The organism is Fibrobacter sp. UWB4 (assembly GCF_002210345.1).
GTDB lineage: Bacteria > Fibrobacterota > Fibrobacteria > Fibrobacterales > Fibrobacteraceae > Fibrobacter.
Genome location: NZ_MWQI01000001.1, coordinates 584,716 through 597,390 on the forward strand (window position 1 = coordinate 584,716; position 12,675 = coordinate 597,390).

The following is a 12,675-nucleotide window of genomic DNA, read 5'->3' on the forward strand; positions in this document are numbered from 1 at the left end:
GTACAAAACGAGTGTCGCAAAAATCTGCTTGCATATTTTTATGACCGAGTGCAGCCGCGGACGCCGAAGGCGTCAAAGCGTAGCGACCTCATAGTGCTTTAGCACGACCCCACTTCCTACTGTCTACTTCCTACTTCTAACTTCCTACTGCACCGCAGGTGCCTCAACTTTCTATATTGTTGTCCATGATTCAGAACGGATTGGAATATTTGAATTCCCGCCTCATATTCGGGATGATGCCGGGTCTTGCTTCTACCCGAAAACTTTGCGAAGCTCTCGGAAATCCTCAGAAAAAGTTTAAGACGATTCATGTTGTTGGCACGAACGGCAAGGGTTCGACGAGCTATTACTTGTCGGGTGTTTTGCAGTCGCACGGCCTCAAGACTGGGCTTTATACGAGTCCGCACTTGGTGAGCATGCGTGAACGCATTCGCGTGAACGATTTGCCGATTGACGATGAATCACTTGATCGCCTGATCATGCAGGTCAAGGCGGCAGCCGAAGAAATGCAAGTAGAGCCGACGTTCTTTGAAGTGTTGACGATTGTCGCCTTCCTCTATTACGCCGAACAGAACATCGATGTTGCTGTACTTGAAGCGGGCATGGGCGGTCGTTTGGATAGCACTGCCGTTGCCGATGGCGAACTGATTGTGCTCACGAGCATTGGGCTTGAGCACACGGAAGTTCTCGGTAGTACGGAATCTGCAATCCTCAAGGAAAAAATGGGTGTGGCAGGTTCTGCACAAAGTATTCTTTCGAATGGCCGTAGCAAGACTTTTGTCTTGGGCGGCTTGAATGACTCCTTGATTGCTGAAGCCAAGATTTTTGCAGCTTCGCACAGCTGCTCGTGCGTTGTTCCTGTAATCCGGAATGATATTGAACTTCCGAATTTAGGACAACATTACATCGAGAATGCAAGCCTTTCGCTCAAGGCGGCGGAACTGTTTTTGCAAAGGTCGCGCGACCTTTCTGCTGCGGATGCTGTTGCAAATCAAGAAATGGTGTACGATGATGCGCTTGCACTCAAGACTCTTGCGACGCGCTCCTGGGCGGGCCGTATGCAAAAGCTCATTGATGCAAACGGCGTTACGAAGTTTGTTCTAGATGGCGCTCACAATTCCCATGCGGTTCGTCGTTTGGTCGAGACGCTAGACAAGTATTACCCGAATCAGAAGTTCCACTGTGTGTTTGGAGCGCTCCGAGACAAGGATGTGGGCGAAATGCTCAAGCTTATGGCTCCGCATGTGAGCGCTTGGCATATCACGCGTACACCGTACCCGCGGTTCCGCGAACTTTCGGACTTGCAGGGCGAACTTGAAAAGCTTGGGCTGAATGTCGCGAGTGCGGGCGAGTTTTCCCGCGAATATTTGAACGATGTTTGCGCAAGCGTTACGGACTGTTCGCCGGTTCTTATTACGGGAAGCCTTTATATGATCGGGGCGACCGTGCAGGCGCTCAAGGATGATTTTGATGGACTCGCGTTCTTCCGTGGGATGGAACCATCGACGAACGAACATCGGTAAACATCCCGTCGTCCTGAGCGAAGCGAAGGACCCAGTGAAGTCTTGAGTATGTAGTACAAGAAATGACTGGATCCTTCCGCCTTTGGCGTCAGGATGACGTGTAAAAAAAGACATTGGTTTAACCAATGTCTTTTTGCTTGAAACTTGAGCAGGAAGATTATTCCATTTCGTCGAGTTCGGCGTAAGCTTTTTCAGCAGCGGCGCGAACCTTTTCGGCTTCGTCCTTTCTTTCTTGTTCTTCGAGCATCTTGACATATTCGGAGACAAGGTCGGTGTCGAGCGTCATGACGCCATAGACCTTGAACTTGCCATCGGCTGTCGTTTCAACCTTGACGTCGTTGAGCGTTGCACCGTTGAGGCGCTGGTTCACTGCAGTCTGAGATGTGCTCTGGAAGTGTTCTGCAATTTCGTCGCTCACATCTTCCTTGAAGTTCTTGATGAGTGCCTTTGTCTGAGCGTCGATAGACTTGGCGAGGTCTACACGTGCGTTCTGATCGGCCTTTTCAAGTGCAATCTGTTCATCAGCGGATTCGCCAATACCGATGCCTGCCGGAATATGCTGCTTAATGTAGTTCTTCTTCTGCATCTGCATTTCGATGAGAAGGCCTGCAGACTTTTCTTGCGGGGTCTGCGGAGGATTGCTGGAGCAGCCTACAAAGAGTGCTGCAATAGCGAGGCATGCGAACAGTTTTTTCATTTTTTTTCTCCTTGGATTAGAAATCCTCTTGTTTATGTGCTTTTAATATACAAAAATATTTTCACAAAGATGTAGATTCCTTACATTTGTCGAAAAAGTGATGTTAAATGGTTAGTTGCATTTTTTATAGATGCTTTTTTTGTATTATAATATGTACGTATATTTTTGTAAAATTTTTGGAGGTTGTCTTGAACAATACAGTACCTGTCCTGCAAATGATTACGCAGTCTGATATTGTAACTATGGTTATTCTTGGGATTCTTGCCTTTATGTCGCTTGGCTCCTGGGGAATCATTATCGTGAAGTTCTTTAAGCATAAATCGAATTTGCGCGCCAACGCCAAGTTCTTTAAGGATTTTTGCAAGCTGAAACATTTTTCGGAACTTCAGAAACTTTGCACTGTTTCGAGTGACAGTGCTCTTCGTTTGTTGAGTGTTGAAGTCTTGAATGAAGTATCCAAGTTCAAGGGAAAGGTGACTTACGAATCGATTCAGCATCGTTCCTCCTTGCTTGAAGACGCTATCCAGCGCTCAATTGAAGGCATCCGCATGGGCGAAGACCGCTATTTGACTTTCCTTGCCACTAGTTCAAACCTGGCGCCGTTCTTTGGTTTGCTCGGTACGGTTTGGGGCATCATGATTGCGTTCTTCCAGATAGGTCATCATGGCTCTGCGGACTTGACTGTTGTCGCTCCGGGTATTGCCATGGCTCTTATCACTACGGTGGCGGGCCTTTTGGTGGCTATCCCTGCCTCTGCCGGGTACAATTACTTTACCTCTAAAAATGGAAGTAACGAAACTTCTTATTACAACTTTGGATCGCAAGTTTTGAGCTTGTTCAAGAGAGGTGACATGCTCGCTGTTGAAGGAGTTGCCGAGGAGGAAGCGTGAAACGCAGCCGCCGTAAGGACTTAAAGCAGGAACTCAACCTCACGAACATGATTGACATCGTGTTCGCTATCTTGATTGTGTTTATTTTGTGCGCACCGTTGATGAGTCAAGGCGTGAAGGTCAATCTCCCGCAGGTCAAGGCTCCGACGATGGAACAGCAGAAACTTTTGAAAGTTTCCATCACCAAGAATCTCGAAATTTTCATCGCCGATATGCAGGTGGACATGGAAAGCTTCGAGAGCATTTTCAAGTCGCTGTGGAACGGCGAAATGGCTGTGGTCATCAATTCGGACGAAGCAGTAAGTTACGGCTTTGTGATGAAGGTTGTGACGCAGGTACAAAAGCTCGGTGTAACGAAGCTCGGTTTCTTGACAATGACTCCAAAAGACGAACTGGTAAATGAAAAGAAATAGGGACCATATCCAATATTTCGAGACGGAAAACGATGGATCTTTGTTCAAGATCATCGTGTGTGCTGTCGTGTTTCATTTGGCGGTTGTCGGGACTTTGATCGCTCTCAACAACATTGATTTGAGCAAGCCTGCCGAAGAAATTCCCGTGTTCGAGATGGTGCAAGTCGATGAACCGGTGAAAGCTCCTGCGGCTAAGACCGCTTTGCCGGAGCCTGAACCGCAGCAAGCGCCGAAGGTGGAATCTCCACCTCCGCAACCGCCCGAGCCTGTGCCTGAAACGACTCCGGAACCGGAACCCGCTCCAGAGCCGACTCCTGTGAAAACGCTAGAGCCGGAAGCTCCGCAAGTTCCCGAAGAACCCGCTCCTGAAGTGAAGCCCGATACGCCGGAACCTGTGCCTGTGCCGGAACCCAAGGCTGAAGAAAAGAAGCCGGAAGAGGATGTCGAAAAGCCAAAGCCTGTCGAGAAACCTGTTGAAAAGCCGGTGGAAAAGGTTGCGAAGAAAACGGTTGAAAAAAAGAAGGTCGAGAAGAAGCCTGCGAAAAAGCCGAAGGACGACGACTTTGATATCGATGACTTGAATTTGCAGAAGTCGTTTGAATTGCCGAGTCTTAAGGCGGTAAATCCGATTGATATGGACCCGCTGATGCAGGTGTTCCTGGAACGCGCGAAGGCAAAAATCATGAGCAATTTCAATCCGCCAAACGGACTGACGATTGATCGTGATGCAAAAACGACGGTCCAGTTTACAGTTGAACGCTCGGGTGCGATTACTAGCGTGTTCCTCAAGCGTTCTTCGTCGAACAGTGCATGGGACCACTTGTCGATGCGAGCGGTGAAGATTTCGAAGTTGCCGGAACTCCCGCCGACGTACAAGGGCTCAAGTCTTGTGTTGCAGTTTAACTTTACGCCGAACTAGGAGGTGCCTTCGGCACAGTTATGAGTTCTAAGTTACTAGTTACTAGAGATGTTCTTATAGCAAATTCTAGTAACTAGCCCGAAGGGCGAAGTAACTATTAACTAGTAACTACAATGAGGTTTATGATGAATAAAATAAAATTGCTTTTTGTGTTTGTTGCGATGGCGCTTGCGGCGCCTGCGTTTGCGGCGATTGATACGATTGCTGTGGATGTGGGGATTTCGGTATTCCAGACGATGCCGATAGGTGTTGTGCCTTTTGAAGAAGAAGGTAACATCAAGTGGACAAACGAAGCTCCGCACTTGATTTTGACGCGTGATGCAAACCTCACGGGGCGTTTCGAAGCCGTGAATTCGGACAAGTTTGACTTGGTGCTTTTTAGCAAGAAGCGCGCCCGCCAGTATGTGACCGGCAATGCGACCAAGCTTTCGAACGGGAAAATCAAGCTTGATTGCTATCTGTATGCCGCCGAAACGAAGGACTTACTGCTCGGCGAGAGCTATACCGTGAAGCCCTATGATGTGCGTCAGGCGATACATTCGTTTTTTGACAAGGTTGTTTATCGCTTGTTCGGGGAACGTGGTGTCGCATCTACAAAGCTTGCTTACGTCTCGAAAATCGATGGCGTGAAGCAGGTCGTTATTTCGGATTACGATGGTTTTTCGCGTAGGCAGATTACGCGCGATTCCTCTATCAACATGATGCCAGTTTGGCAGAAGGGCAACAAGGGCCTTGTGTATGTGAACTTCCGCAAGCAGCGCCCGAACCTTTACGCCATCACGTTTGGTGGCAAGGAAACCCCGCTCTTTACGCAGTTCAAGCAGACGTTTAGCCCGGCTGTGAATCCGAAAACTGGCGAACTCCTTTTCTCGGTGACGGATGGCGGCAAGACGGAACTTTATCGCGGTGATATAAAGACGGGTTCTGCGCAGAAGTTCTTGCACTTGAAATCGAATCAGGTGAGCCCTTCCTGGAGTCCGTTTGCAAGCGAAGTGCTCTTTACGAGTGACCGTGGCGGTTCTCCGCAAGTGTATGCGGTAGGGAAGGACGGTACGGACGTGCGCCGCATTACGTACATGGGCCATTATAATGAACGCGCGAGCTGGTCTCCGGAAGGAGATCGCATTGTCTACACGTCGATGGACGATGGTAAGATGAACATTTATACTTGCGCTCTCGATGGTACGGATATTATCCAGCTGACTTCGAACGCGGGGAATAACGAACACCCGACTTGGTCGCCCGATGGCAAGTTGATTGCATTTGCAAGTGACCGCGGTGGCAATTATCAAATTTATATTATGCGTAAAGACGGAAGTGGCGTGACTCGTATTACGAATGGTGTTGAAAATACATCGCCGACTTGGTCCTGGTTCTTTGACGATAAGAAATTTAAATAGAGGAGTGAATTATGGGTAAGGTCATTAAACTTGCATTGATGGGTACGGCTGTTGCACTCTTTGCTTGGGGCTGCAGCAAGGAAAAGCCAGAAACGGATCCGCAACCGCAAACGGCGCCGGAAGCTCCTGCGGATTCTACGCTCAATCTCGATGCGCTTGTGGCAGATACGCTGAGCGCGGATTCTTTGGCCCGCCTGGAAGCGGAACGCCTCGAAGCAGAACGTGCGCGCTTGGAAGAATTGATCAACCGCATCATGCTTGAAGATGTGTACTTTGACTATGACCGCTCCGAATTGACCGAAAATGCAAAGCGTTTGCTCGCGCAAGTGGCTGAGATTTTGGTCAACGAAACTCGCTTTATCGTGACGGTCGAAGGCCATACGGATGCTCGTGGCACTGAAGACTACAACATTTCTCTGGGCGCTCGCCGCTCGACAGTGGTGCGCGAATTCTTGATTGCTTATGGTGTGGATGCCAACAGGCTTGTTTCGGTAAGCTATGGCAAGGAACGCCCGAAGGTTCAGGGTTCTGACGAAATGGCGTATTCCAAGAATCGCAGAGCGCATTTCCGCGTGTCCATTGATCAGTAGTTTGGGGAGAACTTTATCGTGAATTTGAAGACTTTATCTCTTAGCGTTGTTTTGGCGTCTTTTGTGCTTTCGGGATGCAGTAGCATTACGATGTTGCGTACAAAAGAAATGCGCGCGGTCGGTGACGATGTCATTGCTAAAAATGATTCGTCGTATAAGGCCCTTTCTGCTGAAAATGCATCGCTCCGTGCAGAACTCGATAGCGTGAAGGCTCAGCTTGATGCTTCTGCGGTGGCGCAAAAGCGCTTGCAGGCCGAAGTGACTGTGCTTTCGAATCGCATGAGCGAAGAGACGGTCCGCCGCGATACGCGCCAGGAAGAAATCATTTACCGCTTGGATTTGCTCCTCGGCAAGTCTGACAAGATCTTGGCAAAGAAGGTCGTGGTGAACAATGGCGTGGCAAGCGCTGTGATGGAACCGGATGCCAATGCCGAAAAGATGATTGAGGCGGAAACGATGTTTAATGCCGCTCATTCGGATTATCACCGTGGCGAATACAAGCTCGCGTACAATGGCTTTAAGCAGGTTTATGAACTTGTGAAAAAGGGAGAAATGGCTGAAGGTGCTCTCTACTGGATGTCTCTTTGCTTGATTGAAGCGAACCAGGCGGCCAAGGCAAAGACGCTCCTCACGAATCTCGTGGATTCTAATCCGAATGGGATGAAGGCTTGCGCGGGCATGTATAAGCTTGCTTCGATTTACGGCAATGAATGCAATCTGGACCGTAAAAAGCAGTATTTGCAGATGATTCTTTCGAACAATACGTGTGCTTCGACTCCAGAACTGGAGCAGGCGGCGCTTTCGTTGCAGGAAATGCTCGACTTTAAGTCTCCTGACGGGCGCTCGGCAACGGAGATTTGTAGAGAACAAATGCGGTAAAAACATCTCGTCGTTCTGAGGGGCTATGCCCCGAAGGACCCAGTCAAGTCTTGTTTTGCATTGACGAGATATGACTGGACCCTTCACTTCGTTCAGGGTGACGCTGAGGAAAATGTCTTCAGGGTGACGAAGTGCAAAAAAAGCCGGCTGGAAGCCGGCTTTTTTGCGTTTTGGATGACGCAATTTTTTATTCGTCGCGGGCGTCCGGGTTGAAACGCTTAACGGTCGCACCGATCTTAGCCATCTTGGCTTCGAAATCTTCGTAACCGCGATCGAGGTGGTAAATGCGGCTGATGGTCGTTTCACCTTCGGCAATGAGGCCTGCGAGTACGAGGGCTGCACTTGCGCGGAGGTCAGAACCCATGATGTCTGCACCTTCGAGCGGGAGGCCGCCCTTGATGGTGGCCGTGTTGCCGTTCATCTGGATGGACGCGCCCAGGCGTTCGAGTTCGGCGACATGCTTGAAGCGGTCGTTATAGACCGTGTCTTGCACGAGGCTGTTGCCTGGAATGGAAAGAAGCGTTGCCATGAACGGTGCCTGCATATCGGTCGGGAATCCCGGGAACGGGAGCGTCACAAGGCTCATCGGCTTGAGTTCCTGCTGGCGGGCATCGACTTCGGCCCAGTCTGCACCGACGCTTACCTTGCAGCCGATTTCGCGGAAGGCGTCAAGCGTAGAGGCGATATGTTCCGGGATGATGCGCGTGACTTTCACGCGGCCGCGTGTGATGGCGGCGGCGCAGAGGAACGTGCCAGCTTCAATGCGGTCCGGGATGGTGACACCTGTACCCGGGCGGAGGGATTCGACGCCCTGGACGGTGAGGGTGCGCGTACCGCGGCCCTGAATTTTAGCGCCCATGCTGGTGAGGAAGTCGATGAGGTTATCGATTTCGGGTTCGAGGGCGGCATTCTGCAAGACGCTCACGCCCTTGGCAAGAGTTGCTGCCATCAAGACGTTGACCGTTGCGCCGACGCTAGAAATCGGGAAGTTGAAGTTACCGCCGGGGAGGCGGCCTTCGCAAGTGGCTTCGACGTAACCGTGCGTGACGGTAATCTTTGCACCGAGCGCTTCGAGACCCTTGAGGTGAAGGTCCACAGGGCGCGGGCCCCAGGCGCATCCGCCGGGGAGCGAGACGCGGCAGCGGCCGAATCTGGCGACGAGAGGGCCGAGCACGTAGAAGCTTGCGCGCATGGTCTTCACGAGTTCGTACGGAGCTTCGAGATGGTCTACACCGCGAGTGTCGATTTTTAGGACGTGGCTACCGCCATTGATATGGCAACCGATCACGCGGAGCACATCGGACATGGTCTTCATATCTTTCAGGTGCGGAACATTCGTGATTTCAGAAACGCCTTCGGCGAGAAGTGCTGCTGCCATGACGGCAAGAACGGCGTTCTTTGCTCCAGAAATTTCAACTTCACCATTGACAGGTGCTTTAACTTGCGGAACGATAAACTGATCCATATAAATTAAACCTCTTTATTTTCTTTTTGTTCGATGGCATTATGAACGACACGTGTTCTTGCTATAAAGTCGTGTAGCGCTCTCTTTTGCGGATCGATAAGGACGATAAGGTAGCCCAGACCATAAAAAACGAGTGTCGCTTGCGTGACAATGCTTGCGATAAAGCGGAAAATCGAGAACGCCCACGAAAGCTTTTCGCCATTTGCCATTTCAACATGGATGTGCAAAAGCTTTTTGCCCGGTGTGGCGCCCCAGACGGCGTGGAATACGATAAAGTAAACAGCCTGTACAAAGCTCCAAATTGTAAAGAACGCGGACATTCCGGGGAGTTCGAGCGCCTTGGAAACAAGTTCTGTGGAGGTCGGATTTTCGATGTACTGGTTTACGATCTCGGAGACGGCATTCAAGTCCAGCATGCCTGCCAGGCTCATGACGTAAAGGAATAGTGCCCCAAAAATCGAAAGAATTATGTTATCTATAATAAAGGCGTTCGCGCGTACAAAAAAGCCGGCGTAACGCTTGCGATTCATCCTGCTCTGGAGAAGCGTTTCAATCGTCTGCTTGAGGAGCTCTTCTTCGCTTGGCTCTGGGGGTTCGCTTGCTTCGGGAAAATCCTTCCATGCTTTCCAATTAGCTTCGCCGGTGTGCCAGACTAAAGTTTCGTCTTTTATTTTGCCTTCGTTGACAAAATCTCTAATTTCATCGATAGAATAAGGACCTTGACGCCTATCCCCGTCGGTGATTGATGTGTCGATATAAAACCATTTCATGTTGTGGAATAATTTAGTAAAAAGTTCGCAAGCCGAATTTTCGAAAAAATCCTAAATTTACAGGTTATGATGATGTTTAAAATTGGTCAGCGCTACGTTAGCCAAGCCGAACCTACCCTGGGGCTTGGTATTGTATCTGAAGTTCAGGGCCGTACTGTTAAAATTTTGTTCCCGTCTATCGGTCAAGCTCGTATTTACAGGACCGATGAAGCTCCGATTGAACGATTTGTGTTGCAAGTGGGTGAAACCGTCAAGAGTGAAAAGGGTGTCTCCTTCGTGGTGGACTCCGTTCGCGAAGATGCGGGTATTGTGGTTTATGTCGGGCGTAATGGCAAAGAGATGAAGGAATCCGAGCTGAGTTCGAAGATTTCGACCGCTCGACCGGCTGTGCTATTTAAGGCCTTGGCCGATGACGAAGTTTGCTCGTCGCGTGATTTTTTGCGTCATGAAGATGCGATGGAAATGTATTACAAGTGGACGTCTTCGCCGGTTCGCGGCATGATTGGTCCGCGAGTGAACATGATCCCGCACCAGTATTACCTTTGCTACCGCGCATGCTCTAGCTCGACACTCCCAAGGCTCATGCTTTCGGACGAAGTGGGCTTGGGCAAGACGATTGAAGCGGGCATGATTTGGCATGCTCTCAAGTCGAGAGGCCGCATCCAGCGTACGCTCGTGATTGTCCCGGAAACGCTGAAGCACCAGTGGATGATCGAAATGAAGCGACGTTTCAACCAGCTCTTTACGCTGGTGGATGAAGGCTACATCCGCGGGCTTTTCGTGGGCGTCGCTAAAGACGAGACGAAACCCAATCCGTTCTTGCAGAGTAACGACATCATCGTGTCCATTGACTTTTTGATGGCGCAGCCTGCTTTGATTGAAGACCTTTTGAAGACGAACTGGGACATGACCATCATTGATGAAGCTCACCATCTGGTGTGCGAGGATGGTTTCACGAGCCACGAGTACATGCTTGCGAACAGGGTGATTGGACGCTCGAAGGGTGTGCTGCTTTTGACCGGTACTCCCTTGCAGCTCCATCCGGAATCTCAGTTCAACCGTCTCAAGATGCTCGACCCGGTGCGCTTTGCAGACTATAACGATTTTATCAAGGACCAGGAAGCTTACCTCAAGCTTGTGCGAGATTTAAATAAGCTTCCGACCGACCCGAACCACCACATGAGCTGGGACGACTTGTACGAATGCGTCCCGAAGAACTCGCAAATCCGTCCGTGGCTTGAACAGGAAAATTCAAAGTCCATGACCGCAGGCGAATGGATGCGCCGCATTGTCGATGGCATGGGCACGGGTTCTGTGGTGTTCCGCAATACGCGTAAGGGCGTGGGCGGATTCCCGAAGCGTGTGCTCGATGAAATCCCGCTTGAACCGAATCCGGCTTACCGTGAAATGGTGGATGTCGCTGCCGACCGCGACTTGGAAGCTTCGACGGACATTCAGGAAAATGGCCTCCTCTGCACGAGGTTCTCCGACGCATGGGCGATGGATGAACGTTTTGTGTGGCTCAAGGGGTTCCTCAAGGAATACAAGAACGAAAAGGTTTTGCTGATTTGCGAATCTATCCAGGTCGTGCAGGCGCTTGAAACTTTGCTCCTCGAATTCCTGGGCGAAGGTGCGTTTGTGATGTTCCACGAAGACATGAGCATCATGGCTCGTGACAAGGCTGCGGCAAACTTCAGCAAGCCCGATGGTGCAAACTTGCTCATCGCATCAGAAATTGGTTCTGAAGGCCGTAACTTCCAGTTCTCGCATCACTTGGTGCTGTTTGACTTGCCGCTTGATGCGGCGCTTGTGGAACAGCGTATTGGCCGCTTGGACCGCATTGGTCAGGACAAGGACATCATCATCCACGTGCCGTACGTGAAGGGCTCGGGTCAGGAAGTGATGTTCCGCTGGTACAATGAAGGCTTGAACTCGTTTGGCGCTCCGCTCATGAGCGGTGGTGAACTCTTCCTCAAGTACACGGAATCACTGATTGAAGCTTTGGCAACGCCGCGCGCTAGCCTTGAAAACTTTGTGAAGAACGTCATCCCGCAGGTCAAGAAAGACTGCGAGCAGATGCGTAAGCATATTGAAAACGGCCGTGACCGCTTGCTCGAATTCAACTCCCGCAATCCAGAAAAGGCAAAGGAAATCACGGATGAAATTCGTGAACTTGATGCCGAGCCGGAACTCAAGAATCTCGTGTTTGATTCCTTGATGAATCGCGGACTTGATGTGGAAAAGAGTTCTGTGCAGGATTGCTTCCTCATCACGATGGGACCGCAGGTTGAAGCGGGTTCTGTGCCGGGCATGCCTGATTTGGCAATGGCTGCGACGAGTGCTGGCGGTGGCCGCGTGAATAGCCAGACGGATCTCTGTGGCGAAGGTAGTGGAGAAGGTGACGGCGATGGTCGCGTGAGCGGTGGCACTTGCATGACGGTCACGTTCGATCGCGATGTTGCGATGACGCACGACGATATTGAATTTATCAGCTTGGACCATCCGCTGGCTCAAGGCGTGTTCGATTACGAAACGAGCTTTGGCCGTGGAACAGTGTCTTGCGCCATTTGGCCGAACTCCGGTTTGCGTGGGCTCATGATGCAGTACAACTTTGCTGTGGAACTCCCGGTGTCCGAAGAATGGGGCTGTGCCGATATCGCAGGGCCGAAGTATTTCAAGGTGCTCGTGAATGCGAAGGGCGAAAACATGTCCGGGTATTTCGATGCGCTTTCGAATGCGGCGCTTAAGGACGTTGGCGTTCCGCAGGGCAATGCGGCTGTCGATATGACGCTCCGTTACTTTGCTAAGGATGGCCTTGCAAAGGCTCGCTTGATTGTTTCTGAACAGGCTAAGAAGTATGCCGAAGAAGCGGCGAATGCCGTGGAAGCGCGTTCGGAACAGGAATACCAGCGCATGAACCATTTGCTCTCGATGCGTGGCAAGGCGGGTACGAGCGAAGCTTTGAAGCAGCTCCGCAAGAACGTGCAGGAACGCAAGAAGATTGTGGCGAACCCGCAACTCCGCCTCGATGCAATCCGCCTGGTGGTGTGTAAGTAAGGGTTGAAATTGCGTTATAAGATTTTGAGTTCCGAGTTCTGAGTTACTAGTTACTAGATTATCTCATTATGA

General features: G+C 50.6%; 11 protein-coding genes. 8 read left to right on the top strand and 3 right to left on the bottom strand.

The window, feature by feature from the left end; genetic code table 11:
- Positions 1–185 precede the first annotated feature (185 nt).
- Entirely contained in the window at positions 186–1,523 is a 1,338-nt protein-coding gene (locus tag B7990_RS02460; RefSeq protein ID WP_088639456.1) for a folylpolyglutamate synthase/dihydrofolate synthase family protein, read from the top strand.
- 157 nt (positions 1,524–1,680) lie between these two features.
- Here the strand turns inward: B7990_RS02460 and B7990_RS02465 are convergent, their stop codons facing one another.
- The gene (locus B7990_RS02465; protein WP_088639457.1) at positions 1,681–2,220 is read right to left on the bottom strand and encodes an LPP20 family lipoprotein; all 540 of its coding nucleotides are present in this window, start codon (positions 2,218–2,220) and stop codon (positions 1,681–1,683) included.
- A 188-nt stretch (positions 2,221–2,408) separates the two neighbouring features.
- Here B7990_RS02465 and B7990_RS02470 point away from each other — a divergent pair, with 188 nt between their 5' ends.
- From B7990_RS02470 to B7990_RS02495, 6 genes are all read left to right on the top strand, one after another.
- Positions 2,409–3,110, top strand: coding sequence for a MotA/TolQ/ExbB proton channel family protein (locus B7990_RS02470; protein WP_139260816.1), 702 nt, complete (start codon positions 2,409–2,411; stop codon positions 3,108–3,110).
- On the top strand, positions 3,107–3,523 hold the full coding sequence (locus B7990_RS02475; RefSeq protein WP_072828243.1) for a biopolymer transporter ExbD: 417 nt from the start codon (positions 3,107–3,109) through the stop codon (positions 3,521–3,523). The genes B7990_RS02470 and B7990_RS02475 overlap by 4 nt, the downstream gene beginning before the upstream one ends.
- The gene (locus B7990_RS02480; protein WP_088639458.1) at positions 3,510–4,442 is read left to right on the top strand and encodes an energy transducer TonB; all 933 of its coding nucleotides are present in this window, start codon (positions 3,510–3,512) and stop codon (positions 4,440–4,442) included. Before B7990_RS02475 ends, B7990_RS02480 begins: the two co-directional genes overlap by 14 nt.
- Positions 4,443–4,567: 125 nt before the next feature.
- Positions 4,568–5,842, top strand: a complete 1,275-nt coding sequence (locus B7990_RS02485; protein ID WP_088639459.1) for a PD40 domain-containing protein — start codon at positions 4,568–4,570, stop codon at positions 5,840–5,842.
- Between the two features lie 11 nt (positions 5,843–5,853).
- On the top strand, positions 5,854–6,432 hold the full coding sequence (locus tag B7990_RS02490; RefSeq protein ID WP_088639460.1) for an OmpA family protein: 579 nt from the start codon (positions 5,854–5,856) through the stop codon (positions 6,430–6,432).
- An 18-nt stretch (positions 6,433–6,450) separates the two neighbouring features.
- Complete coding sequence (locus B7990_RS02495; RefSeq protein WP_088639461.1) at positions 6,451–7,311, top strand: tol-pal system YbgF family protein; 861 nt, start codon at positions 6,451–6,453, stop codon at positions 7,309–7,311.
- A 187-nt stretch (positions 7,312–7,498) separates the two neighbouring features.
- Here the strand turns inward: B7990_RS02495 and murA are convergent, their stop codons facing one another.
- Together murA and B7990_RS02505 are read right to left on the bottom strand one after the other, a co-directional pair.
- Positions 7,499–8,776: a UDP-N-acetylglucosamine 1-carboxyvinyltransferase gene (gene murA, locus B7990_RS02500; protein WP_088639462.1), complete on the bottom strand. Its 1,278-nt coding sequence runs from the start codon at positions 8,774–8,776 to the stop codon at positions 7,499–7,501.
- Positions 8,777–8,781: 5 nt separating this feature from the next.
- Positions 8,782–9,546, bottom strand: a complete 765-nt coding sequence (locus B7990_RS02505; protein WP_088639463.1) for an RDD family protein — start codon at positions 9,544–9,546, stop codon at positions 8,782–8,784.
- A 66-nt stretch (positions 9,547–9,612) separates the two neighbouring features.
- Between B7990_RS02505 and rapA the strand changes: the two genes are divergently transcribed.
- Positions 9,613–12,603 carry an RNA polymerase-associated protein RapA gene (gene rapA, locus B7990_RS02510; protein ID WP_088639464.1) on the top strand — a complete coding sequence of 997 codons (2,991 nt, stop codon included), beginning with the start codon at positions 9,613–9,615 and terminating at the stop codon, positions 12,601–12,603.
- Positions 12,604–12,675: the final 72 nt, after the last annotated feature.

What these genes read in the sequence shown, in the direction of transcription:
- B7990_RS02460 (WP_088639456.1), top strand. Translation starts at nt 186, where the DNA reads ATGATTCAGAACGGATTGGAATATTTGAATTCCCGCCTCATATTCGGG.
- B7990_RS02465 (WP_088639457.1), bottom strand. Translation starts at nt 2,220, where the DNA reads ATGAAAAAACTGTTCGCATGCCTCGCTATTGCAGCACTCTTTGTAGGC.
- B7990_RS02480 (WP_088639458.1), top strand. Translation starts at nt 3,510, where the DNA reads ATGAAAAGAAATAGGGACCATATCCAATATTTCGAGACGGAAAACGAT.
- B7990_RS02485 (WP_088639459.1), top strand. Translation starts at nt 4,568, where the DNA reads ATGAATAAAATAAAATTGCTTTTTGTGTTTGTTGCGATGGCGCTTGCG.
- B7990_RS02490 (WP_088639460.1), top strand. Translation starts at nt 5,854, where the DNA reads ATGGGTAAGGTCATTAAACTTGCATTGATGGGTACGGCTGTTGCACTC.
- murA (WP_088639462.1), bottom strand. Translation starts at nt 8,776, where the DNA reads ATGGATCAGTTTATCGTTCCGCAAGTTAAAGCACCTGTCAATGGTGAA.
- B7990_RS02505 (WP_088639463.1), bottom strand. Translation starts at nt 9,546, where the DNA reads ATGAAATGGTTTTATATCGACACATCAATCACCGACGGGGATAGGCGT.
- rapA (WP_088639464.1), top strand. Translation starts at nt 9,613, where the DNA reads ATGATGATGTTTAAAATTGGTCAGCGCTACGTTAGCCAAGCCGAACCT.